The following is a 23851-nucleotide window of genomic DNA, read 5'->3' as shown; positions in this document are numbered from 1 at the left end:
ATCGGGATTCTACTGATTCGTTCAATAAATATCACTAAACATGCTTTACCTGCGGGGAGAAGGCATGTTTAGTGTCTTTTGGTTGTCGAAGCAATATTGCGAAGAAGGGGGGCGTTCATTTGACCGGCAGGATGAGCATTGAGCGGCGGATTTTCCTGCTGCTGTTTTTTACAGGGCTTGCGTGTTTTGCTGCCTTTGAGGCAGTTTCCTTCATAGGCCTGTATGGCGCGCAGGAATACGCTCTCGAGAACGGCCGGGAAATGGGAAATTCCGCCGCGGCCTTTGCAGAGGAAACTACTGACGAGCAGGCGAAAAAGCGGTTCGCCCTCATGGCGGAAGAAAAGGCGCGCGGCGTCAATAACGAGATAGGCCGACTTCGAGAGGATGCGAATCTTCTTGCCAAGACGATGACGCAGATTTTGACACATAAGGAGCTTTACCTGCCGCGTGAGCTGCCGTTTGGTGGCGAAGTTCCCGTAAGGTCCAAGGAACCATATCTTTTTTTCATCCCTGCGCTTCGCGAAAGCGGTGGGATCGATGACGTCTTGTCCGAAGCGCGGATTGCGGCCAACGCGGCGGACAATTTGGCGCTTTGGACGCAGAGTTATGACGACGGGTACGAGATGACTTGCTTTTATGCCTCTGAGCGCGGATATATCATCAGCGCGGACGTTATGGCGGAGGGGAAGGATTTTGTAGAGTTTTTTGATACTTGGTACTCGCCTGCCTTCGATCCGAGAGAACGCCCATGGTATCAGGAAGTCAAGGCGACCGGGAAGGCTGTGTTCACAGGCGTTTATGTCGGGGTGGAGGGGTATCCCTGTATTTCCTGCGTCGCGCCCTATTACGACGAAAACGGTTTTGCGGGTGTGGCCGGTATTTCCAATAATATCGCCACATTGTATCGGCAAATCTCGATTAATACAATCGGGGACAGGGGCGTTAACTTTATCTTGAACGAGAAGGGAGAGGTCATTCTTTCCTCGGAAAAGGAAGGACCGTTGGCCGCTTCAGCGACGCCGAAGGATTTTCAAAAGTACGGAGAGATGTCCCTTGCGCTGGAAGCGGCGTGCATGACCCGGGGACTGTCCGACGTGGCGCGGATCACGATGGGAGGCAGGGAATATTATCTTGCTTACGCGCCGATTCCAGACGTCGGCTGGAGCTTTGGCACTTTGATTGAGCGTGACGTCGTAGTGCAGCCGGCGCGGGACGCTAAATCGTACCTTTTGACACAGGCGGAGACTTATTCCGCGTCACTGCGTTCCTTTTTCTGGGATAACCTCTTGCGGACGGCGGTTCTGCTTCTGGTGCTTTTGGCGGCGCTCTTTTTCGCGAGCCGAAAGGTCTCGGACCGCTTCGTACGTCCTATCCTTGCTCTGACGGCGGGGGTGCGCGAAATTTCGGGCGGTAACCTCGACAAGAAGCTTGACGTCAAGACCGGCGACGAGATCGAAACATTGGCAGACAGCTTCAATCAGATGACGGACGAGCTGAAATCGTATATCGAAAATCTCGCAAAAACGACGGCGGAGAACGAGCGCATCGAGACGGAGCTTTCGGTGGCGGCACGCATACAGGCGAGCATCCTGCCTAAAAAATTCCCCACGCGGAGCGAGTTTGACCTTTTCGCGTCTATGGAGCCGGCGAAGGTGGTCGGCGGTGACTTTTACGATTTTTATTTCCTTGATGAGAAACATTTGATGGTCACGGTGGCGGACGTTTCGGACAAAGGCGTGCCTGCCGCGCTTTTCATGGTGGCAGTGAAGACGCTTCTCAAGGACTGTGCGCTTACCTACGGCACGGGAGACAAACTGTCGGTCAACGGGAAGCAGCGACGTCCTGCCGCCCCGCTGACACTAAGCCATCCATGGCTGTCGGAGGTCGTGGCCCGAACCAACGACCGCCTCGTGGAGGCCAACGAGGAGGGGATGTTCGTGACGGTGTTTACAGGTGTACTGGACGTCGAAACGGGAGAATTTGTCTATGTGAACGCGGGGCACAAACCTCCATTGGTGCGGCGAAACGGAAGCTTTGCATTTATGCCGGTGGCAAAGGGGCCGATGCTCGGCGTGATGGAAGGAATGGAATTTCCCGCGGAGCGTCTGATACTTTCCCCGGGTGATTTGCTTTTCCTTTACACCGACGGTGTGACTGAGGCTATGAACGGAGAGCTGGACATGTTCGGAGAATCGAGGCTGCAGGAAAAAATATCTCAGTTGTCGGAAGCAGGCACGGTAGAAGAAATCCTCACGGCGGTGCGCGGTGCGGTGGAAGAACACGCGGATGGTACAGAGCCTTCCGATGACATTACGATGCTGGGACTGGCGTACAAAGGTCCATGATATATTTTGGAGGAAACACAAATGGCTGAAGAAACGATTACATTTCAGACAAGCGAGAAAAACGGGTGGACCCTTTGGGCTGTTCGTGGGCGGCTGGACAGGATGACGGCACAGGAGGCGGGAGAACGGGCAGATCAGGTTTTCCCGGCGGCACAGAGGTTCGCTGTCGATATGAGCGGGCTTGAATATCTTTCCAGCGCGGGGATTCGTGTGCTGCTGAGGCTGACGAAGCAGGCAAAGACCGAAGGCAAGGAGTTCGCGCTTGTGGCGCCGTCCGGAATGGTGAAGGTTGTACTGGCCGAGTCCCGTATGGATATGTTTGCCACAGTTTATGCTACAGTTGATGAATTGCCGCTGTACTAAGGAGAAACAGCGAAGGATGGATGATGAAAGGCCCCCGTAAGTTAGCCCAAAGGTCTAACTTATGGGGGCTCTGTATATAGGCGATGGTTCCCCTTTTTTGTAAAAATTTTTTATTAAATTGTAATAAAATTGTAATAACTGCTAGAAGGAATTTTTATAGCTGTGTAGAATACAATTAATACGATATATGTTATTATGTAGATGTAAATAGATGAAACGTTAGGGGGTATTTTATGATGAAATGGTTGGATGATATACGTGTTGCCTACAAGCTGGCGATTTTAGCCGTGGTCACGGTTGTCGGCATGATGATTATCGGAGGCTCGGGCTATTTTGCCATCAAGAAAGCTCAGGCGGATATGGAGACGATGTATGCTTCGTCGGTTCAGACACTGGTGTATATTGGAGCTGCAAACGGAGATATGCGCCGTGCGCAGGCTATGGCGGCTTCGGCAATTGTTTCGGCAAATGATCCGGCACGTGTGAAAAAGCTTACAAACAGCCTTCAGGAAAGCCTGAAAGCCGTGGAAGCCAGCATAAAGAAGCTGGATGAAATCCCGGGAAAGAATGCGGATGCTGTTGCACTGCTGGAAAAAATCAAGAAGGATTATAATGAACTCAAGCCAATTCTAGAAAGGACGCTTGAATACGTTGCAGCAGGGCAGTCACAGTCTGCCGGAGAGTACTATACCAAGAACGGAGCAAGCCGCGCTTCTGCAATCGGCAAGGAGCTGGCCCAGCTCACACAGCTGCAGGCGGATATTGCAAAACAGCTGAACGAACAGAATGATGCTGATACTGAGCGCACAATCCGGTTCATGGTTGTTGAGCTTATTGTTGTTCTCGCTATTTCAGTTGTTGCTGTTCTCATTATTACCAAAAAAATTACAACTCCACTGGAGCTTATGACAAACGCGCTTGTGAAGCTGCGTGACGGTGATTTTATCATTACTCAGCGCACTATTCAGCGCGATGATGAATTCGGCGCTCTCGCAAATATGGTTGCGGATGTACGTAAATCCTTGAACAGGCTCATGAGAGACACCAATGCGTCGGCTGAGCAGCTGGCGGCCGCATCTGAGGAGCTTACAGCAAGCTCTCAGCAGGCAGCGCAGGCATCCAGCATGGTTGCAAATTCCGTTACCGATGCGGCAGGTGCTACCGCTGAGCAGCAGACCTACGTCAATGATGCAATGGAATCCATCAATAATACTGCAGAGTCTGTTGAGCGTCTGAATCAGACAGCTGAGACTGTATCCCAGCATGCATCCGAGTCCAAGGATGAGGCTGAGGCAGGAAGCAAGGCTATCCAGCAGGCTGTCGAGCAGATTATGAGCGTTGAAACAATCGTGCAGAGTTCTGCCGCGACGGTAGATAAGCTTGGCAAGAGCTCTCAGGAAATCGGTCAGATTGTCAGTGACATTTCAGAAATTGCCGAGCAGACAAATCTCCTTGCGCTTAACGCCGCGATTGAGGCTGCCCGTGCAGGTGAAAACGGCAGAGGCTTCTCCGTTGTTGCAGAAGAGGTCAGAAAGCTTGCCGAGCAGTCCCAGGAGGCTGCTCAGCGCATTACAAATCTTATCGGAGGCATTCAGTCTGATACAAATGAGGCTGTTCAGTCCATGCAGGAAGGCAGCAGCGCCGTAAAAGCAGGAACAGAGTCTGTCAGCAAGCTTAAAGAAGCCTTTGACAGGATTCAGGCTGCAGCTCTTGGTGTTTCCGAACAGGCAGACACGATTACGGCAGAGGTTCGTGCCGTTGCAGACCAGACTGCAAATGTTAAGGAGAAATCCGCTAATATCCTCGAAAAAGGTACGCAGGTATCCGGCGAGATGGAAAATGTCTCGGCTGCATCCGAGGAGCAGTCCGCATCCGCAAGTGAGATTGCTGATGCAAGCAATTCGCTGGCGAAGCTGGCTCAGGATTTGCAAAATTCTCTCAGCAAATTCCGTTTCTAAAGCTGATCGAATTAAAGCAGGCTATGGGAAATTTCCCCATAGCCTGTTTTTGTGTGGTAGAATGAAGAAGATGGGAAGGAGATAATGTAATTATGAAAAAGAGTATGTTTCGTTTTATGTTTATGTTTGTTTTGGCTGTATCGCTGATGCTTCCGTCCGTGGGCCGATGCGAACATGGACTGCCTTACAGCTCATATGCCCCTGTGCTTATGTATCATGATTTAAAGCCTGTTCCTCTGAACGGCTTTGATGTGACGCCTGAGGCATTTGAACGGCAGCTTGACTGGCTGAAATCAAATGGATACCGTACGCTTTCCATAGATGAATACATTGAATGTATAGATAAGGGCGCATTCCCCGAAAAATCTGTGCTGATTACATTTGATGACGGATATCAGGGAATTTATGATTATGCGGTACCTGCGCTCACGAAGCGTGAGATGAAGGCGGTTTTTTTCATCATCACCGACGCAGTTGATACCGCACTGAACGGTTATCCGTATATCACAGCCAAGGAGCTTAAGGAAATTTCAAAAAATCCGTATGTTTCCATCGGCTCCCACTCTGTGACACATCCGTCAGACCTCAGGCTGGGAACATACAGGGAAAATCTTCATGAATTTATGGGTTCAAGGGGTTTCCTGAGGCGTGTCACGGGACAGGATTGTAATGCGCTTGCATATCCATGCGGAAATTATGACGAGTCGGTTATCTGGGCGGTAAGTGAAGCAGGGTACAAGGCTGCTTTTTCCGTACAGCGCCGCGGAGCAATGGGGCAGGATACGCGCTGGTCTATTCCACGTATATACATGGGCTTGAGCTTCTGTGAGAATGATGATTATCTTTTCAAAAAATATGTACAGGAATACGCGCAGATGGATGAAGGAATGTTCAAGGAGCAGTATTACTGGATTAATGAGTAAAATGAAATGAGGACTTTATGGACATAAAGGGCGATCTTGTCAACGTCAAAACCCATATACAGGAAAAGCTGATGGCACTGTACGAGCTTACGGTGCCGATAGGTCAGCTTTCGACGCGTGAGCTGAACGAGAGAATGCTGGAGATTACTGAGCAGCTTGGGCGTGAGGTAGCTGTCTATATATCCAGACAGGGACGTATTCTTCAGGTCGCCCTTGGCGATGCAGCAACGGTAGACCTGCCGCAGCTGAAGCAGAAAACACGCTCAGATAAACGTCTTTCCGGAATTCGCTGCATACACACGCATCCGACGGGTGATGTGCGGCTGAGTGAGCCTGACTTGTCTTCACTTCGGCGGCTTCGTTTTGACTGCATGGCTGCCATCGGGAAAAGGGACGGCAGGATTCTCGGCAGCATAGGAGTATTTTCGGGAGAAACACAGGATGATGGGACGCCCGGGCTTTTGGTCTATGGGCCTGCTCCCGATACGGTGCTGCATCAGGTCAATCTTTCGATGATGGTTACAGCTGTCAATAAAAAATTGAGCGAGGAGACGACACAGACCACGGATGACCGCCCTGAGCGTGCAGTTCTTGCAGGTGTTGAACGCATGCAGCGCGGCATATGGGGAATTGAGGAGTCCATGGATGAGCTTGAGCGCCTTGCGGAAACTGCGGGGGCTGTGGTTGTGGGGAGGTTCTCACAGCGGAGAGAAAGACCTGATTCGGCGCTCTTTCTTGGAAAGGGCAAGGTTAACGAAATCGCCATGGAGATACAAAATCTCGATGCTGACCTTTTAATCCTTGATGATGAGCTCACCCCCTCCCAACAGCATAATCTTGAACGGATGCTTGGAATACGTGTCATAGACAGGACGGCACTTATCCTTGATATTTTTGCTCAAAGAGCCAGATCCCACGAGGGAAGGCTGCAGGTGGAGCTTGCTCAGCTGAAATACAATCTTCCGCGCCTTGGCGGACAGGGGCTTGTGCTTTCACGTCTTGGAGGCGGAATAGGAACCCGAGGCCCCGGAGAAACAAAGCTTGAGGTAGACAGACGGCGTATTCACACGCGAATCCATGATATTGAAGAGCAGATTAACGGCATGAAAAAGACGCGGGCACTCTACCGCACGCGCCGTCAAAAATCGCGGATGCCTCTTGTGGCGCTTGTGGGTTATACAAATGCGGGCAAATCCACTCTTTTGAACCGTCTTACGGGTGCAGATGTATTTGCTGAGGACAAGCTGTTTGCAACACTTGACCCGACTACAAGACGGCTGGAGCTTCCAGAAAAAAAGGAAATCCTTTTGACGGATACTGTCGGGTTTATTCAAAAACTTCCGCATACGCTGGTGACTGCATTTCGGGCTACTCTTGAGGAGGTAACGGAGGCAGATCTTCTTTTGCATGTGGTGGATGCAGGAAATTCCAACGCAGAACCGCAGATTGAAGCTGTTATTGAGGTGCTGAAGGAGCTTGGTGCCGACGAAAAGCCGACGCTGTTTGTGTTCAATAAGACAGATTGTGTTGAAAATGAATATGATCTTGAGCGGCTTACGCGGTATCGCGATGCGGTATGCGTTTCGGCAGCTACAGGAGCGAATATAGATATTCTTCTTAACCGCATCGAATGTTTTTTCAAGGCACAGTCTGTAGAAGCGGAGCTGCTTGTTCCATACAGTGATGGAGCCGTAATCACTGAGCTTCACGCGCTGAATGCTGTAAAGGAAACGGAGTATGTCGAAGATGGGACGAAAATTACTGCAAGCATACCTGAGGCTGAAATCGCCCGATTTGAAAAATATATGTTAAAGAAATAGCGGTTCAAATATTTTCATCAAAATATCATAGTAATTTCGTAGCATATCCGCTATGATTAAAGAAGAGTAATCCTTTGATTTGCGGTCTGCAGATGATGCAGGCAGAAGGGAGCTATGTTATGAGTAATACTATTATTGAAGCGCTGAAGACGCGCCGCAGCATCCGCAGGTACAAGCCGGATATGGTACCCCAGGAGATAATTGATGAAATCATAGATGCAGGTCTTTACGCGGCTAGCGGACACGGAGAGCAGAAGCCGATTATAGTTGCCGTTACCAACAAGGAGCTTCGTGATGAAATTTCTGTTAAGAACTGTGAAATAGGCGGCTGGTCACCCGAGGTAGATCCGCTTTACGGGGCGCCTGTGGTGCTTATTGTTCTTGCGCCGAAGGACTGGGCGAACAACAAATACGATGGAAGCCTTGTTATAGGGAATCTCATGCTGGCGGCAGATTCCCTGGGAATAGGAAGCTGCTGGATTAACCGGGCAAGAGAAGAATTTGAGTCCGAATGGGGTAAGGAGCTTCTTAAAAAAATAGGAATAAAAGGCGAGTGGGAAGGAATCGGCCACTGCATTCTGGGATATCCTGAGGACGGTGCAAAGCCGCAGGCTGCTCCGCGTCTGCCGGGACGTGTATACTATGTGAAGTAAAATCAGGAACTGCCGGAGAAGCGTAATTGCATCTTCGGCAGTATTTTTTCCTAATATTAATTTGATTTGAGGGAGTTTTTTGGCAGAAATAATTATTCGCGATGCAGTACCTGAGGATGCAGAGGCGCTTTTGGCAATATACGCGCCATATATCAGGGATACTGCTATTACCTTTGAGTACGATGTGCCATCTGTGGAGGATTTTCAGCATCGTATCATAAACATCAGCGAAAAATATCCGTATCTGGTGGCGGAGGAGGGCGGCAAAATAATCGGCTATGCCTATGCTGCCCCCTTTCACGTAAGAGCAGCATGCGCCTGGGCTGTGGAGAGCTCGGTTTATATCGACCGTGAAAAGAGGAAGGCAGGGCTTGGACGGCGTTTGTATGAAGCTTTGGAGGCGGCGTTGAAAAAGATGGGGATTATAAGCCTCGAGGCATGTATAGCGTGGCCACATGAAGGGCAGGAGGATCCGTATCTTACGAAGGACAGTGTGGGATTTCATACACATCTGGGATTTCGGGAGGTAGGTCACTTCAAGGATATCGGTTCGAAATTCGGACGATGGTATGACCTTATATGGATGGAGAAGCTTTTGGGTGAGCATGTCCCAAATCCTCCTGCTATAAAATCATATAACTCGGCCCAAAGATGTTCCCCACTTCTGTAAGTGGGGGTTAAGACAAATAACAGGCGGTGAGCATATCTCCCGCCTCGTTGAAATGCCGCAGAGGAAAGTTTGCCTGTGGCAAACTTTGATTTAAGGCATTATAATGAGAGCAAATAAAAAACAGCCTGAAGCAGATTTTCTGCGGAGGGCTGTTTTTTATGGCTGCGACAGCAATAATTCCCGTGGTAATTTGGAGGCGGCTTCTACGTCATGGGTTATCAGAATAAGAGTTTTCCCGTTTTGCTGTATATGCGAAATAACATTTTCAATCAGCCGGGCACCCGTGATTTTATCGAGGCCGTCAGTTGGTTCATCCAGAATAAGACAGGGAGCATCACTGGCTATTGCCAGTGCCGTCAGCAGGCGGTTTCTCTGACCGCCTGAAAGGCGGCTGCCGTTTTCACCCATTGGCTCGTCCAGCTTCATCGGCATTATTCTTACGTCATTGCCAAGGCATGCAGTATCCAGTGCCTGCCATATTTTTTCATCTGTTATGCCGGGGTGCAGACGTGTGAAGTTATCACGGATGGAATCGGAAAATATGTGGCACTGCTGGATGGAAGCAGAAAAATAACTGCGAATAATATCAGCCGAAAGATTGCTGTAGGGTGTACCGAACAGAGCTATTTCTCCATGATCCGTCGGATATAACTTTAACAGAAGCTCTGCAAGAGTAGTTTTCCCGCTTCCGCTGTCTCCGCGTACAGCCATGGATTCACCCTTTGAAAGGTTAAAGGAAATGGTAGAGAAAACAGGATACCCTTTCGAATATGAAAAGGATATATTTTCAGCGGAGAGAATATGTTCGGAAGAACTGTCCAAGGGAGAACTCTCTACGATGTCTGCCTGCTGCGGTTTATCTAAGATACGCATAGCAGATTCTACAGCGTTGAGCAAGGGGAAGGCTGCAGCCGTTAATTCCGCGAAGTCGATGTAAAGGCCCAAAAGCAGCAGTATCCATACACCAAGCCAACGCGGTTCAAGGGTGCCGTTTCCAATTGCCTGAATCAGAAGAGAAAGGTATACAACAAAAGAAATCTGTCTGATGATATCGAGACATGCGGAAGTAATTTCCTGCTGCGACTGCTGTGCATTAGCGGCTTCCCCATAGCTGACGGCTCCGTTATCAAGCTTTGCCATGAAGCTGTTTTGCTGTCCGGACATGATGAGCTCGTCACGTCCTTCGGAGACATCTGTAAGTGTATCGCGGTAAATATTTACAGGCTCGTTTCGCTTTACCATATTTATTTTAATAACAGGTAATATTATATGAATACCATAAACAAAGCACACAAGCGCAGATGAAGCAGGAGAGATTTCATGAAGCCAAAGGCACAGACAAAGGGTGAGCATGCCTGTACTTAAGACAGGCAAAAGCCAGCGCAGGTAAAAATCGCGCAGCAGCTCTGCGTCTTTACTGAGCTGCTGCATATACTGTCCCTGTTTTGCAAGAGAGGTTTTCAGAGGCAGTTCGCGGCACATTTTTGTATAAATCATAAGCTGCAGCTTTTCGAAGCATCTGAAAGCCAGCCTATGAGAGAAAAGGCGCATCAGGTATCTTGCGGCTGCACGGCTTATTCCGAAGAAGCGCACACAGGTAATACCGAGTGTCAGAGCGTAAAGGGGAGGATGAAGAGCGGCATAGCTTATAATCCAGGCGGCAGAACCCATGAGGCAGATTCCTGCAAGCCCGGAAATGAATCCCAGGAAAAGCATGAGCAGCAGCTTTGACAGACCTGCCAGCGAAATGAGTTTTTTTATGGCAAGCAGATTACTCATACCGCACCTCCAAGGAGGGCGCAGACATGACAGCTTCAAGTTGTATTTCTCTGTCTGCCCATTTTCTTACCGCATCACGGTGCGATATGACAATCAGGGTTTTACGGCGGGCGAATTCAGAGAGCTTTTCCAGGAGCTCCTGTTCCTCCGCGGGCTCCAGCCCTGCTGTGGGTTCGTCCAGAAGGACTACAGGACGGTCCTGATAAAATGCCCGGGCGAGGCCGAGACGTTGGCACTGACCATTGGAAAGTGCTTGCCCACCGGCACCAAGAACGGTATTATACGGGAGTGAAAGCCCCGTGTACGCTAAAATCTCTTTTATTTTAGTAACGTTATCCGAGGCGTGTTCAAACATGCTTATATTGTCTGAGAGAGTTCCTTGAAATATATGAGGCATCTGGGGGACATAGGTAATAATTTTTTGGCGGCTTTCAAGAGCGAAACCGGCAAGATTTTTGTCATTAAACAATATGCAGCCATTATCTGCAGGCAGAAGCCCGGCGAGCAATTTCAGAAGGGTAGTTTTCCCGATGCCGCTTGTTCCACAGATACAGGTAATATTTTGGGCAGGGAAAAAAAGATTGATATTATGCAGTACAGGAAGCGGCGCATCGGGGTATGTGAAGGAAAGCCCCTGAATTGTTATATCAGGAGGGATTTGAAGGGTATCATCAGTGTGCTGCCCTGAAGATACGTCAGAGACATCAATTGTTTCCTGAAGGGCTTTCCTGGCTGTGCTTACATCTGCGGCAGCATGAAAGGCTGTGCCGCCCTGACGCAGCGGCCGATAAAATTCCGGGAGAAGGAGCAGCAGGAAAAAGGCTGTGGTGAAATCTGTTTCACCATAAAGCAGACGCAGACCAATGCTTACAGAAAGAATAGCAATTGTCAAAGTAGTGATGAGCTCAAGGGCAAAGCTTGACATGAATGCTATTCGAAGCACTTTCATTGAAGCATCGGTAAATGCACGGCTGTTTTTCATGAGCCGTTGGCCATTGGTCTTTTCCTGACGAAAGATTTTAATGGTGATTATACCTGCGAGCATATCCCTGAAGGATGCGGTAAGCCGGGCAAGCTTTCTCCACTGGTCAAGTGTGGCGGATTTTGTTTTATGCCCGATAAGAGCCAAAAGTATTGGAGCAATGGGGAGTGTCACCAGGACAATCACAGCAGACTGCAGGTCTGTAACAAAGATAAGAATAAGAATCAGCGGCATTAAAACAAGGATTGAAAGAAGCTGTGGCAATATACTGCTGCTTATTTTATCCAAAGCATCGGTGGTCTCAACTGCCAGCAGCTGAAGCCTGTCACTGGGGATTGCCTGCATTATGAGGCAGCGGTGGAGCTTTTTTCGTATTTTTAGTTGAAGCCTGGAAGCAAAAGAATGCAGACGGTTGTTGAGCAGATACTGCAGAATAATCCTTGTCAGCAGAAAAAACAGCAGCAGTCCTATATTGGGGGCTGCTGCGTTCAGTGAAAGATTCTGCAGGAATACATCACAAACAACCCGGCTGAGCTGCCAGGCTGCGCCTATGGTGCATATGGAAACAAAAAGCTGAAGCAGGCAGAGAAAGGAAACTGCCTGCTTTTCATTGTATAAAACGTCAGTAATTCGCATGGTCCTGGCCGGCCTTTATTCGATGTCTGAAAACCCAATATGTCCAACCCTGATAAATGAGTACAACGGGGACAAGACAAAGCGCAGCTATCGTCATTATGGACAAGGTGTATTCAGTAGAGGCGGCATTCCGTATAGTCAGGCTCCAGTCAGGATTCAGGCTGGATACCATAAGCCGTGGGAACAGCGCCGAGAAAAATCCTGCTGAAATACAGACAATACTCAGGCCGGTCAAAATAAACGCGCGCAGTTCATTCCGATGCTTCATGCTCAGGTACCCGAGAAGCAGCGAAACAAGTGCAAGCAGGAAAAGAACCACGGTTATCGGGTGGAGTGCCAGATTTACCTTTTGATGAATGAGCAAAGTCAGCAGTGCAAGGCTGATAAATGCAATTTTACCGCCCATAAGCCCGAGCTTCTGAATAGTGAGGTGAAGGCGGTCCTTTTCAAGCTTTAAGGCAAGGAAATTTGCCCCGTGGAAGGTGAAAAGGCTGACAAACGCGATGCCGCCAACAACTGAGGCCGGACTGAGTAAATCTAAAAAAGCTCCTTTATAAATCATATCCTTGCTTATAGGGAGACCAATCAAAAGGTCTGTCATAGCCACACCCCAAAGCAGGGCGGGAAGCGCTGACCCGATAAAAATAGCCTTGTCCCATGTCTGCTGCCACAACAGGGATTCATGGTGATGACGAAGCTCAAAGGCTGCGCCGCGAAGAATCAGCGCCATAAGCATGAGAAACAGCGCAATATAAAATGTGCTGAACATGGTGGCATACACATGAGGAAACGCGGCAAACAAGGCACCGCCTGCGGTTATCATCCAAACCTCATTGCCGTCCCATACGGGAGCAATAGAGGAGATGACCTGACTGCGGTCCTTTTCGCGGCCGCTTATAAATGGCAGAAGTATTCCAACACCGTAATCAAACCCTTCAAGGAAGAAGAAACCGGTAAATAAAACGGCTATGAGGATAAACCAAAGTACATTGTAATCCATCACAAATTCCCCCTTTCCTGGTCGGCGGATTGAACGGTAGTTGTCCTTATGACGCGGCAGGCAGCGTAAAATGCCGCTACAGCCAAAATAAGGTAAATAAGAGTAAAGCCTGTCATGGTGAGAAGTACATTACCGGGAGTAAGATTAGGAGAAACCGCATCTGCTGTTTTCTGAAGACCTACTACAATCCAGGGCTGACGTCCTGCTTCCGCGATGAACCAGCCCGCGGAATTTGCGAGGAAGGGAAGCGGCAGCAGCAGCGGCATGGCTGCAAGAAGACACTTAAATCTAACCAGAAGCTCCGGCTTTACAAAGGAAATTCCTCCGAATATGAAAGCTATGCCTGCCATTGCACTGCCACAGGCAATCATTAAACGGAAGCTCCAGAAAAGACCGCTGACATCAGGAGTATAATTTCCAGGACCGTATTGTGCCTCAGCCGCTTTCTGCAGTTGATTTATGCCTTGAACAGCTCCTTCCGGTTTATTGTACAGCATAAAGGAAAACATACCGGGTATTTTGATTTCCATGTCGTTTTTGCGTGCATCCTGATTTATATCCGCGACAACGGCAAAGGGGGCAGGATTTTCTGTTTCCCAGAGAGCTTCCATACTGGACAGCTTCATTGGCTGTGCTTCAGCAAGATACTGTGTGTGCATGTGCCCTGTGCCCATAGTTCCCATGATTCCGATAAATAAATATATGGACACACCCTTTAAAATCTTCATGAACGCATTGCGTGAAGCATAATCACGGGCAATCTTCCAGGCACATATAACAAGAAGCAGGAATCCGGCGGTTGCTATTCCAGAAAAAATCGTGTGACTGAGCTCACCTATGACGTACGGATTTGTAATAAGTGCAGTAAAATCCGTCATAACGGCACGTCCGTTTTCTATCGAATATCCTACAGGGTGCTGCATAAAAGAATTGGCTACAAGAATCCAGAACGATGAAAGATTGCTTCCGATAGCAACGAGCCATATGCAGGCACAGTGAAGCTTTTCGGGCAGCTTATCCCAGCCGAACACCCATATTCCAAGGAAGGTGGATTCGAGGAAAAAGGCGGTAAGAGCTTCCATAGCCAGCGGAGCGCCGAAGATATCCCCCATGAAGCGTGAGTATTCGGACCAGTTCATGCCGAAATGAAATTCCTGAACAATTCCTGTCACAACGCCCATGGCGAAATTAATCAGAAAAATATTTCCGAAGAATTTAATGAGCTTTCTGCAGGAATCCTTCCAGTGACTTCGGTTTGTCGTTACATAACATGTTTCCAAAAGTGCCAGAAAAAGAGTCAGTCCAAGGGTAACCGGAACAAACAAAAAGTGGTAGACGGTAGTTATGGCAAACTGCCATCGAGATAAGGATACTACGTCCATAAAAACACTCCCTTCTTAGACGTGCCCGCACATTTATGAAACTAAATTTATTATTAATTCAATACTATCATAAATTTATGAAGATTAAATTATATAGAAATTTATTTTCTCATATATGCAAAAACAGCGCCTGAGTGCAAAACATTTTCATCTTTTGTACTCAGGCGCTGCCGCGTTTGTATTTATCCGAATAATTATTTCATGCCTGTGCCTTCTCTTTTTCGTATTCTTCAACAGCGACAAGAGCGGCTTCGATAGCGACCTGGAAGATAGCTTCCTGGATTTCCGTATTATCGATCATAGTAATAGGGCCTTCTTTAAGTGCGTTGTGTACGCGGGTTGCGATGCGTGCACGAAGAGTTATTTCGTTTGCCATGCGTTTCACCTCCCTTTTTCAATGATTATACCATAAATCTCATGAAGCAAACCACCATTTGAAAATATATTTTTTATATACCATATGATTAATAATAATAAGCTTTAAAAGATGCAATAAATGTGAGTCGACATTATTTCTGATACATGTTACGAAAATATCTTTGAAATAATATTTTACATCCTCAGGAAAGGAAATTTTTTACAGGATGTGTTAATATATTACAGGATGTGTGAAAGAATAGGAAAAAATGATGATATGTAAGACAAATGTCTTGTTAACGAAAGAGGGACGTTGAATGATTCAGCTTTATGCTGTTATTTGGATGTGCGTAAACGGGTTTGGGCTTTATATGATGCGTGATTCAGAGGCCGAGGAGAAAGGTGCGGCTGAAAAAGCCGAGGAAATAATTGAGGAAATTGAATTCATGGAAAAATTTACCTCGTATGAATTCAGCGGAAAGGAATTCCTTATATATTTTGCTGTTTTTTTGGCTATGGATATTGGAGGATATTATCTTGCCGCAGGACATGTGGAATTTGCACCCTGGACGCTTTGGCTGTTTTATGCGGCTGTAGGATTTTTGGCTGTGGATGCTGTTCTCGACCTTTACAGCCTGTATGATATAATCCATACGAAGGATTCAAAGGAAAGCAAGGAGAAGTTTGCAGAAAGTCTTCGCTCGGCGGGTGAATCACTGAACTGGATTTCTTTCCTGTCACTTGGAGGTAAGTTTTTGGTTTCTGTAGCCCTTGTGCTTTGGACAGTGTTTCCACGATAACCGGATTCCGATAGAAAGGAGAAGAGAGAATGCTTGGCGGATATGACAGCATAGAGCTTCTTTTCGGAAAGGAAAACCCTTCTTCCTTTGATGGCGTTGCTTTTGTTTCGGATATTTCCCGCTTCAGACGCATTTTGGCGGTCGGGGATATTCACGGCGAGTACCAAAGAATGCGCTCTCTTTTTGACGCGATGGATTACCGTCCGGAGGAAGACCTTCTCGTTTTTCTCGGCGATTACATTGACAGGGGAGCTGAGAGTCTTCGCTGCCTTGCAGAGGTAAAGTCGATTTCAGAGACATATCAAAATGTAATCACACTCAGGGGGAATCACGAATCCCTTCTTTTGGATCACTTTGTTGAGCATGGAATAGAGGATATTATAGCGAGGGAGGGAATATGGCTTGAGAACGGCGGAGATGATACTTTGTACCAGCTGCGCCGACTGTACGAAAAAAGTCCGGCAGAGTTTGAGTCAATGCTCGGCTTTGTGAAAGGCCTTAAACGGATTGCTGTGGTTGGAAGGGATTTTATTTTCACACATGCAGGATTCCTAAAAAAGCCTTATCTTAAGCAGAAAGAGGAAATGCTGTGGGTGCGCAGGGATTTTTACAACGGTTATGCGGGGAAGCAGACCGTGGCAGTGGGCCATACTCCTGTGCAGCGGCTCCGCGCGGAAAGCGACGGGACGCCGATACTGCAGAAAAATCATATATGGCTCTGCGATACCGGTTCATTCCGGTATGACGGGCACATCAGCTGCGTGGACGTAAAGACGGGGGAATTTTGGCAGAGCGAAGATAAAATGGAATAAAAATACGGCGCATCGGAGCGATATTTTCCGATGCGCCTTTGTTGTTTGCCTATTTGCATGTATTTTTGGGTTTGGGAAGAAGAAAGGTGGAAGCCGCCGCGGCTGCGGATATAATGACCACCAGCACCATGACAGAATAAATGCCGTATGTATCTGCATACTTTCCAAGGACAGGAACGATGATGCCGCCAACGCTGAAGGAGAGTCCCAGGGTAATGCCCGAGGCAAAGCCTATACTTTTTGCGAGATAGCTCTGACCAAGGACAACGAATGCCGCATAGGGACCCTGCATTGCAAAGCTCATGGGAATCAGCATAGCGTAAACTGCCCATATATGGCCTGAAAAAACAGCGACTGCAAGACAGGGAACAAGGAGACAGCAGCCGTATCTGAGAGTTTTAACATATCCTTTGCGGTCAGAGAACCAGCCGCCGACCAAAGTGGCAAAAACACCGGAAATCGAAATTATTGAAAGTGTCGCGCTGCCGACGGCATGAGATGTGCCGAGAACCATGATGCAGTACAGCGGAAGGAAACTGCTGATAGATGTAAATACTGTGGAGCGGAACAGTATGACGAGGGTAAGCTTCGAAAAGGCGCTCCAGTCGTTTGTACCTGCTTCTTTGGATTCCGCGCCGGCAGTTTTTTTATCTTCCTCAGCAGCGGCGCGTATACGTGGAGCTAGGACGAGCATTGTGAGTCCCATAATCAGGCTTGTTATGCCGTAGAAAGCAGTGCCCTTCATTCCAAATGTGGAGAGCAGAAAGACGGCGAGGAGCGGGCCGAATCCAAAGCCACCGTTGCCGCCAACGCTGAAAATACTCATACCCTGACCACGGTTTTCCCCGGAAACGGCATTGACCATACGGGCAGCTTCAGGGTGAAAAATCGCGCCGCCTATTCCCATCATAGTAACTGCTGCAAAAATTGCCCAGTAGTCAGAGAGAAATCCTGTCAGTGCCATGGAAAGCCCCGACATCAGTATACCAAGCCCCATGAACCATTGACGTGAGCCCCTGTCTGCCAGCCAACCGAAAATCGGCTGAATGACCGAGGACAAAAATGAGGACGCAAACATAAGACCTGCGATTGCGGTATAATCCATTCCGTATTCTGTTACGAAAAAAGGCAGAACAGCAGGGAGCGAGCCGGAATTTATATCGACGCTGAGATGTCCTGCCGCAAGGAAATACAGGAATTTTTTGTTCATATAGACAGTCTCCTTTTGATATATATTTTACACCGTCAAGGATAATAAAACAAAATCCGCAAATGCGCATTGGTGTTGAAAAGTAATTTGCAAAACGCAGGCAAATGTGCTATAAAAAAGAAAACGTTTGTTTAAGCAGGATTAGGAAAAGCGGAGGTTCGGATAACCGGAAGAAGTCAGTCTGAATTTCGGAGGAGATAAAAGTGGCGGCACCGACTTTGAAAAACTGCCCTGTATGTCATAAGCTTTTTCTCGACAAAGGCTATGGCGTCTGCAACAACTGCATGCAGGAGCAGAGTGAAACAAAGCAAAAGATTCTGCAATATGTGCAGGAGCATCCCGGCTGCACGGTGGCAGAGATTGCCTCTGCACTTAATGCTCCGATGAAGCTTATAAAATATCTCCGTGAGCATGGCGATCTTGTTGACCTTGGGGCGGCGATAAAATACCCGTGCAAAAAATGCGGGGCTTTGATTGACAGGGGTACATACTGTCGTGCCTGCACCAGTGAGTTCGCAGAGGCAAATCAAAAGATTCAGCAGAGAGTTCAGTCGGCGGAGAGGCTGTCTGACCTTTCTAAGGAGCTGAAAAAGGACAACAGCCCAAAGAAAAAAGTAAAGCTTCGTATGCATTTTATCAATATGAATGATGACACCTGACTGTAAACCGTTTTTCGTACTAAATACAATGAAGTGCGAAAAACGGTTTTTTTCTTACAAAGAAAAAAAAATTGTGTTTTAGCAGGATTTTTCTTCTAAAAAGTTGTATTGTAGACATGTGGGGAATGCCTTAAGGCAGAAATTAAACAGATGCTGATTTTAGGGTGTGAAAAGTTATGCGCAGCAATTTTAGGACGAATAAATTTTTATACGCTGTTTTCTTACTGTTTTTTATATATGTGAGCATTTTCGGAAGCACTTGTGTGTGTGCAGCTCCGGACCGGCCCTCCGAAGGCTCCGGTAAGGTGGTACGGGTTGGCTGGTATTACTCTCCGTTTAACTACATTGATAATAATGGCAGGCGTACAGGATATGCCTATGAGTACCAGAAGAAAATAGCGGCTTATACAGGCTGGTCGTATGAGTACGTCACAGGCTCCTGGGTAGAGCTGATGGATATGCTGCGGCGCGGCGAAATAGATCTTATGTCAGATGTGTCTTTCACAGAAAAACGCGCCGCGGATATGATTTTCTCCTCACAGCCGATGGGGATAGAGGAGTACTTTATCTATATTGATACAGGCCGCAGGGATATAGACCCGGATGATTTTTCCACGCTTAACGGAAAACGAATCGGAATCAACCGGGGAAGCGTGCAGGAAAAATGCTTTATCAGCTGGGCTGACGAGCATGATATTCATGCGGAAATCGTTCACCTTGATGGAACAGGAAAGGAAGCCGTTAAGGCGCTTTCTGATGGGGAAATTGATGCTATAGTAAATGTTCCGGCTTTTGCTCTTTACAACGAAAACATCTACCCGATAGCAATGGTTGGCTCATCTCAGTTTTACTTTGTATTAAGCAATAATCGTTCGGACCTTTATATGGAACTTGATTCCGCGATGAATCAGATACAGAGTCTTAACCGTTATTACACTAAGCAGCTGAATGAAAAATACCTCAGCAGTGAAAATGCTTTTCGCTTTCTTCCGGTGAGGGAAGCGGAATGGCTGGATTATCACGGGAAAATCCGTGTCGGGTATTGGGAGCACTATCTGCCGTTTTGCGACAGGGATGAGAATACAGGTGAATTGACGGGATTCCTGGATGAATGCCTGAAGCGGATTTCGACAAGCATGAGGAATGCTCATGTAGAATTCGAACCGGTGCCATATAAAACACTTGAAGCAGCAATGGAAGGTCTTCATAACGGCGAGATTGACTGCGTGTTTCCTATTACGCTGGATCTTCACACTGCCGACGAACAAAAGGCGCTCGTAACAGAGCCTTTTGGAACCTCCGGGGTTATAGCGCTTATCAGAATGAAGGGCCGTGGGGAGTTCAATCCGCTGGGAGTAAAGCGGGCAGCTGTCGAGTCCGGCAATATATGGATGCAGTCTGTCATAAGCGAAGATTTTCCAACGTGGGAAACAGTTGTTTGCGACTCCGAGGAGGATTGCATCAAGGCTGTCATAGATGGGAAAGCGGACTGCTTCCTAGTGAGCAATTATCGCCTGAACAGACTTATGGGAGCCGTGGGAAGAAACGGACTTGTTCCGGTTTCTACAGGAAAAACAGTAAATTTGGCGTTTGCTGTTCGCAAGGATAATGTGATGCTGTATTCTATCCTTGGGCGTATGACAAATACACTTTCGGACGCGGATATATACTCATGGCTTGGTCGTTATTCATACGTCGACAGGAAGGTCAGCCTGTGGGGATATATCAGGGAGCATTTCCTTTTGACGCTGTCAATTCTGGTTGCGATTATTGCTGTTATAAGCATTATGTTTATACGCAGCGTAAGGGCAAGAGAAAGAGCTCAGATTTTGAATAAGGAGCTTGAAAAAGCACGTGAAGCTGCTGAGGCGGCCAACAGCGCAAAGACTTCCTTCCTTTTCAATATGTCTCATGATATCCGGACGCCAATGAATGCAATCATGGGCTTCAGGGACCTTTTGGAGAAACATCAGGACGAGCCTGAAATGCGTGCCCATTATCTGGAGCAGATCAAAGATGCCAGCGGTGTTCTTCTGTCCATCATAAATAACGTGCTTGAAATGGCAAGAATCGAAAAGGGTACCATTGTGCTTGATGAAATGCCTCTGGAAGTTGAAAAATTCGCGAACAATGTATTCTCGGTTTTTCAGGAATTGATGGATGAGAAAGAAATAAAATACACAATGCATCTTAATAACAAGACAAAGTACGTTTACTGTGATGCGACGAAAACAAACGCGGTATTCATCAATATCCTCTCAAATGCAAATAAATATACCGGGGTGGGAGGAAGTGTTCATTTTCAGCTGGATGAGCTTCCGTCCGAAAAGGAAGGCTGGACGGTTTTCCGTACAACAATTTCTGATACCGGAATAGGAATGTCGGAGGATTTCCTGCCACATATTTTTGAGGAATTTTCACGGGAGCAAAATACCACCCACAATAAAATTGAGGGAACCGGGCTGGGAATGCCTATTGTAAAGCGGCTTGTGGAGTTCATGAAAGGAACAATTGAGGTCAAAAGCAAAAAAGGAGTAGGCACAACCTTTATTGTGACGTTTCCTCTCCGCATTGCGCAAAATGCAGCGGATCATCAGCCCGGAGTAGTTGAAGTGAACCCGGAGCAGTTCAAGGGGAAACGCATTCTGCTGGCTGAGGATAATGAGATTAACGCGGAAATTGCAAAAGCAATTCTTGGTGAAGCCGGATTCGACATTGACTGTGCGGAAGACGGAAATATTTGCGTAAATATGCTGGCTGAGGCTCCTGCACATACCTATGATGTGATTTTGATGGATATCCAGATGCCGAATATGGACGGCTATGAAGCCGCCAGAACTATTCGCGCGATGGATGACGTGGAAAAGGCCAATATCCCTATACTTGCGATGACTGCCAATGCCTTTGAAGAGGACAAACGCAATGCCTTTGATGCAGGCATGAACGGTCATATTGCAAAGCCAATAGACGTTAAGCTGCTAATGAGTGAACTCGCAAGGGTATTGTTCAGATAAGTCTTATTAAGCGGTATGGCATTTTGATTTTTAAGAGAGATGAAAGGCGGTAACTCCTGTCAGCTCTCTTTTTCAATTTGCTGTATTCGGGTAGAGAAAAATTTTCTATCGTGATATTATGAACTTGCATGATAGCAGACGGGAGGAAAATAAATGCAAAAAATTGAACGGCACGATATTACGCTGCGTATTTTATTTACGTTTTTGACCTGCGGGCTTTACGGGCTTTACTGGATGGCGCAGGTGACGAACGATGTGCATGCGGTATCAGGAAAGCCTCAGTGTGCCGGCGGAGGAAAGGCGGTACTGTTTTCAGTGCTTACATGCTCCATTTACATGTACTACTGGATTTATAAAATCGGAGGCGAGCTTGTAGAAGCGCGTTATCGGATGGGGCTTGCTCTTGATGTGGTAGAGAAAAAAATCTATAGAAATGTCATTGTGATAATGACACTGGTATCGATTGGCATTTCCGGGCTGCAGATTATCCTGCAGTCATTTGATGATGAATACGCCAAAATGAATCCTGATCTTTTACTTATGCTTTTGTTCTGGGCCTTCATTATCAATGTCGTAATTCAGGGAGGATTGGCGGCGCTGCTCCTTTGGTTCGTGTATAAACGAAGCAATCCAAGTCCACGTATTTTATATGTCCTTATGTTTTTGTTACGTACAAATATTTTTACTTTAGGTTTTCTCCAGGACTCGTTGAATGATATTTCCGACAGACAGGCTAATGGAGAAATAGAATTGCAGCGGTGATAACAGAGGGGAGTGGTTCCTGTGAACGCAGTAAAAATCGACCATATTGTGCTTACGACGACAGCACCTCAAAGATGTCTTCACTTTTATCGGGATATACTGGGGCTTACGGTGGATGAATACGAGGGACGTTACAGCATACGGCTGGGCGCATCGAAAATCAATATTCACACACGTGCCGCAGAATTTGAGCCTGCGGCGTCATATCCGCTTTCGGGAAGCCTTGATTTCTGCATTAACGTGGATGGGGACATTCATGAGGTGAAGAAGGAGCTTTTGGCACGTGGTGCGGTATTGGAACGGGACATTGTACAGAGATACGGATCACAGGGGCCGATGCAGAGTATTTATCTCCGTGATCCCGATGGAAATCTCGTTGAGCTTGGCTTTTACGGAAATGGGGAAAATTCCGGAGACGGAAAATGACGGTATACGCATATTATGAATCCCCACTCGGCAAAATCACCATGGAGGCAGAGGAAGGGGCGCTTACCGGGCTTTGGTTTACCCGCGACAGTGAGAGGGAAATGACGGAATCGGATTCTAAAATTTTTGATGAAACAAAACGCTGGCTGATGGATTATTTTGCCGGCAAGAGCCCCGATTTCATGCCTGAACTGCGTTTGCAGGGGACTGAGTTTCGAAACATCGTATGGAATATTCTGCGAACAATCCCATACGGGGAAACGGTTACGTACGGAGCGGTGGCTTCTGAGGCTGCGCGGCGCATGGGAAAGACCAGAATGTCTGCCCAGGCTGCGGGCGGCGCTGTCGGACATAATCCCATCTGTCTTATTATCCCGTGCCATCGTGTCATAGGCTCGGACGGAAGCCTTACAGGATACGCGGAAGGGCTATGGAGAAAGGAAGCACTGCTGCGGCTGGAACAGACAGGCTGCATTTGAAATATACAATTGGAAGGATAACTACATGGAAAAACATTTTGATATCAATGAACAGGGTTTAAGCGTGCGGTGTAAGCTCTGTTATCATAAAGATATCTCGTTGATAAAACATATTGTAATTTCAGCACACGGCTTTGGTGGTAACAAAGAAAACCGCTCCACGGCAAAATTTGCCGAGAGGTTGACTTCTAAGTACAAGGAGTATGCAGTTATCTGTTTTGACTGGCCGTGTCATGGTGACGATGCACGAAAAAAGCTGGTGCTGGACGAGTGCATGACCTATCTGACGATCGTGACAGAGTACGCAAAAAAGGAGTTTAACACTGAGGATATCTACCTCTATGCCACCAGCTTTGGCGGCTACCTCGGGCTGAAATATATCGCGGAAATAGGAAATCCATTCAGGAAAATTGCCCTTCGTGCCCCCGGAACTGATATGTATGAAATCATGGGGCATAACATATCGGAGCCTGACCGTGTGAAGCTGGAGAAGGGCAAGGAAATCCTTGTGGGCTTTGACCGCAAAATGAAAATAGATAGGGATTTCATGGAAGGACTCAAAAAGAGCGATGTCCGCAATTACGAATACTTTGATTATGCGGACGATATAATCATTATTCACGGAACAAAGGACGAGAAGGTTCCTTTCGAGGATTCTGTGAGCTTTGCCGATAAGAATGTCATTGAGCTGATTCCTGTCGAAAATGGCGACCATATACTCACAAATCCAAAATCAATGGATTTTGCGATACATACGATTATCGAATTCTTTGCCCCGGAAGAATGAAAAGCGTATTAAAAGGGTAGGTCAAAAATCTATT

At 47.3% G+C, this 23851-nt stretch carries 21 protein-coding genes; 15 read left to right on the top strand and 6 right to left on the bottom strand.

Going from position 1 to position 23851, the window contains the following annotated elements:
• The first annotated feature begins 119 nt into the window (after window positions 1-119).
• The 7 genes from BUA83_RS09340 (at window position 120) to BUA83_RS09310 (ending at window position 8732) form a co-directional block, all read left to right on the top strand.
• Complete coding sequence (locus BUA83_RS09340; RefSeq protein ID WP_072935984.1) at window positions 120-2345, top strand: SpoIIE family protein phosphatase; 2226 nt, start codon at window positions 120-122, stop codon at window positions 2343-2345.
• A 21-nt stretch (window positions 2346-2366) separates the two neighbouring features.
• Window positions 2367-2708 (top strand): STAS domain-containing protein, encoded by a 342-nt coding sequence (locus tag BUA83_RS09335; protein ID WP_072935983.1) that lies wholly within the window; start codon window positions 2367-2369, stop codon window positions 2706-2708.
• Between the two features lie 233 nt (window positions 2709-2941).
• The gene (locus BUA83_RS09330; protein ID WP_234988311.1) at window positions 2942-4666 is read left to right on the top strand and encodes a methyl-accepting chemotaxis protein; all 1725 of its coding nucleotides are present in this window, start codon (window positions 2942-2944) and stop codon (window positions 4664-4666) included.
• 92 nt (window positions 4667-4758) lie between these two features.
• The gene (locus tag BUA83_RS09325; RefSeq protein WP_072935982.1) at window positions 4759-5589 is read left to right on the top strand and encodes a polysaccharide deacetylase family protein; all 831 of its coding nucleotides are present in this window, start codon (window positions 4759-4761) and stop codon (window positions 5587-5589) included.
• A gap of 17 nt (window positions 5590-5606) precedes the next feature.
• Complete coding sequence (hflX, locus tag BUA83_RS09320; protein ID WP_072935981.1) at window positions 5607-7409, top strand: GTPase HflX; 1803 nt, start codon at window positions 5607-5609, stop codon at window positions 7407-7409.
• A 119-nt stretch (window positions 7410-7528) separates the two neighbouring features.
• A complete protein-coding gene (locus tag BUA83_RS09315) occupies window positions 7529-8062 on the top strand; it encodes a nitroreductase (RefSeq protein WP_072936070.1) in 534 nt (177 codons plus the stop codon).
• Window positions 8063-8141: 79 nt separating this feature from the next.
• A complete protein-coding gene (locus BUA83_RS09310) occupies window positions 8142-8732 on the top strand; it encodes a GNAT family N-acetyltransferase (RefSeq protein WP_072935980.1) in 591 nt (196 codons plus the stop codon).
• Between the two features lie 156 nt (window positions 8733-8888).
• Here BUA83_RS09310 and cydC read toward each other — a convergent pair whose 3' ends face one another.
• The 5 genes from cydC to BUA83_RS12680 form a co-directional block, all read right to left on the bottom strand.
• Complete coding sequence (cydC, locus tag BUA83_RS09305; RefSeq protein ID WP_072935979.1) at window positions 8889-10511, bottom strand: thiol reductant ABC exporter subunit CydC; 1623 nt, start codon at window positions 10509-10511, stop codon at window positions 8889-8891.
• Entirely contained in the window at window positions 10504-12129 is a 1626-nt protein-coding gene (gene cydD / locus BUA83_RS09300) for a thiol reductant ABC exporter subunit CydD (RefSeq protein WP_072935978.1), read from the bottom strand. The genes cydC and cydD overlap by 8 nt, the downstream gene beginning before the upstream one ends.
• Window positions 12116-13129: a cytochrome d ubiquinol oxidase subunit II gene (cydB, locus tag BUA83_RS09295; protein ID WP_072935977.1), complete on the bottom strand. Its 1014-nt coding sequence runs from the start codon at window positions 13127-13129 to the stop codon at window positions 12116-12118. The genes cydD and cydB overlap by 14 nt, the downstream gene beginning before the upstream one ends.
• A complete protein-coding gene (locus BUA83_RS09290; RefSeq protein WP_072935976.1) occupies window positions 13129-14511 on the bottom strand; it encodes a cytochrome ubiquinol oxidase subunit I in 1383 nt (460 codons plus the stop codon). Before BUA83_RS09290 ends, cydB begins: the two co-directional genes overlap by 1 nt.
• Before the next feature lie 199 nt (window positions 14512-14710).
• Window positions 14711-14887 carry a hypothetical protein gene (locus tag BUA83_RS12680; RefSeq protein ID WP_159430504.1) on the bottom strand — a complete coding sequence of 59 codons (177 nt, stop codon included), beginning with the start codon at window positions 14885-14887 and terminating at the stop codon, window positions 14711-14713.
• 298 nt (window positions 14888-15185) lie between these two features.
• Between BUA83_RS12680 and BUA83_RS09285 the strand changes: the two genes are divergently transcribed.
• Together BUA83_RS09285 and BUA83_RS09280 are read left to right on the top strand one after the other, a co-directional pair.
• The gene (locus tag BUA83_RS09285; protein ID WP_072935975.1) at window positions 15186-15668 is read left to right on the top strand and encodes a hypothetical protein; all 483 of its coding nucleotides are present in this window, start codon (window positions 15186-15188) and stop codon (window positions 15666-15668) included.
• Between the two features lie 29 nt (window positions 15669-15697).
• Window positions 15698-16480, top strand: a complete 783-nt coding sequence (locus BUA83_RS09280; protein ID WP_072935974.1) for a metallophosphoesterase — start codon at window positions 15698-15700, stop codon at window positions 16478-16480.
• 49 nt (window positions 16481-16529) lie between these two features.
• On the opposite strand, the gene BUA83_RS09275 is transcribed toward BUA83_RS09280, so the two are convergent.
• Entirely contained in the window at window positions 16530-17690 is a 1161-nt protein-coding gene (locus BUA83_RS09275; protein ID WP_072935973.1) for an MFS transporter, read from the bottom strand.
• Between the two features lie 203 nt (window positions 17691-17893).
• Between BUA83_RS09275 and BUA83_RS09270 the strand changes: the two genes are divergently transcribed.
• The 6 genes from BUA83_RS09270 to BUA83_RS09245 all read left to right on the top strand — a co-directional run bounded on the left by BUA83_RS09270 (window position 17894) and on the right by BUA83_RS09245 (window position 23817).
• The gene (locus BUA83_RS09270) at window positions 17894-18349 is read left to right on the top strand and encodes a winged helix-turn-helix transcriptional regulator (protein WP_072935972.1); all 456 of its coding nucleotides are present in this window, start codon (window positions 17894-17896) and stop codon (window positions 18347-18349) included.
• A 263-nt stretch (window positions 18350-18612) separates the two neighbouring features.
• Entirely contained in the window at window positions 18613-21363 is a 2751-nt protein-coding gene (locus BUA83_RS09265) for a transporter substrate-binding domain-containing protein (protein WP_072935971.1), read from the top strand.
• A gap of 153 nt (window positions 21364-21516) precedes the next feature.
• Window positions 21517-22125: a DUF4234 domain-containing protein gene (locus BUA83_RS09260; protein ID WP_072935970.1), complete on the top strand. Its 609-nt coding sequence runs from the start codon at window positions 21517-21519 to the stop codon at window positions 22123-22125.
• Between the two features lie 21 nt (window positions 22126-22146).
• On the top strand, window positions 22147-22551 hold the full coding sequence (locus BUA83_RS09255) for a VOC family protein (RefSeq protein WP_072935969.1): 405 nt from the start codon (window positions 22147-22149) through the stop codon (window positions 22549-22551).
• Window positions 22548-23030, top strand: a complete 483-nt coding sequence (locus tag BUA83_RS09250; protein WP_072935968.1) for a methylated-DNA--[protein]-cysteine S-methyltransferase — start codon at window positions 22548-22550, stop codon at window positions 23028-23030. The genes BUA83_RS09255 and BUA83_RS09250 overlap by 4 nt, the downstream gene beginning before the upstream one ends.
• A gap of 25 nt (window positions 23031-23055) precedes the next feature.
• Window positions 23056-23817, top strand: a complete 762-nt coding sequence (locus BUA83_RS09245; RefSeq protein ID WP_072935967.1) for an alpha/beta hydrolase family protein — start codon at window positions 23056-23058, stop codon at window positions 23815-23817.
• Window positions 23818-23851: the final 34 nt, after the last annotated feature.

This window comes from Schwartzia succinivorans DSM 10502, from assembly GCF_900129225.1.
Lineage (GTDB): Bacteria > Bacillota > Negativicutes > Selenomonadales > Selenomonadaceae > Schwartzia > Schwartzia succinivorans.
The sequence above is the reverse complement of the archived record's forward strand: the minus strand, read 5'-3'. Positions and strand labels throughout refer to the sequence as shown.

Bases quoted from the DNA above. Each gene is read 5' to 3' on its own strand.
- BUA83_RS09275 (WP_072935973.1), bottom strand. From the start codon at position 17,690: ATGAACAAAAAATTCCTGTATTTCCTTGCGGCAGGACATCTCAGCGTC.
- cydC (WP_072935979.1), bottom strand. From the start codon at position 10,511: ATGAGTAATCTGCTTGCCATAAAAAAACTCATTTCGCTGGCAGGTCTG.
- cydD (WP_072935978.1), bottom strand. From the start codon at position 12,129: ATGCGAATTACTGACGTTTTATACAATGAAAAGCAGGCAGTTTCCTTT.
- BUA83_RS09245 (WP_072935967.1), top strand. From the start codon at position 23,056: ATGGAAAAACATTTTGATATCAATGAACAGGGTTTAAGCGTGCGGTGT.
- BUA83_RS09325 (WP_072935982.1), top strand. From the start codon at position 4,759: ATGAAAAAGAGTATGTTTCGTTTTATGTTTATGTTTGTTTTGGCTGTA.
- hflX (WP_072935981.1), top strand. From the start codon at position 5,607: ATGGACATAAAGGGCGATCTTGTCAACGTCAAAACCCATATACAGGAA.
- BUA83_RS09260 (WP_072935970.1), top strand. From the start codon at position 21,517: ATGCAAAAAATTGAACGGCACGATATTACGCTGCGTATTTTATTTACG.
- BUA83_RS12680 (WP_159430504.1), bottom strand. From the start codon at position 14,887: ATGGCAAACGAAATAACTCTTCGTGCACGCATCGCAACCCGCGTACAC.
- BUA83_RS09285 (WP_072935975.1), top strand. From the start codon at position 15,186: ATGATTCAGCTTTATGCTGTTATTTGGATGTGCGTAAACGGGTTTGGG.
- cydB (WP_072935977.1), bottom strand. From the start codon at position 13,129: ATGGATTACAATGTACTTTGGTTTATCCTCATAGCCGTTTTATTTACC.
- BUA83_RS09315 (WP_072936070.1), top strand. From the start codon at position 7,529: ATGAGTAATACTATTATTGAAGCGCTGAAGACGCGCCGCAGCATCCGC.
- BUA83_RS09280 (WP_072935974.1), top strand. From the start codon at position 15,698: ATGCTTGGCGGATATGACAGCATAGAGCTTCTTTTCGGAAAGGAAAAC.
- BUA83_RS09330 (WP_234988311.1), top strand. From the start codon at position 2,942: ATGATGAAATGGTTGGATGATATACGTGTTGCCTACAAGCTGGCGATT.
- BUA83_RS09250 (WP_072935968.1), top strand. From the start codon at position 22,548: ATGACGGTATACGCATATTATGAATCCCCACTCGGCAAAATCACCATG.
- BUA83_RS09335 (WP_072935983.1), top strand. From the start codon at position 2,367: ATGGCTGAAGAAACGATTACATTTCAGACAAGCGAGAAAAACGGGTGG.
- BUA83_RS09290 (WP_072935976.1), bottom strand. From the start codon at position 14,511: ATGGACGTAGTATCCTTATCTCGATGGCAGTTTGCCATAACTACCGTC.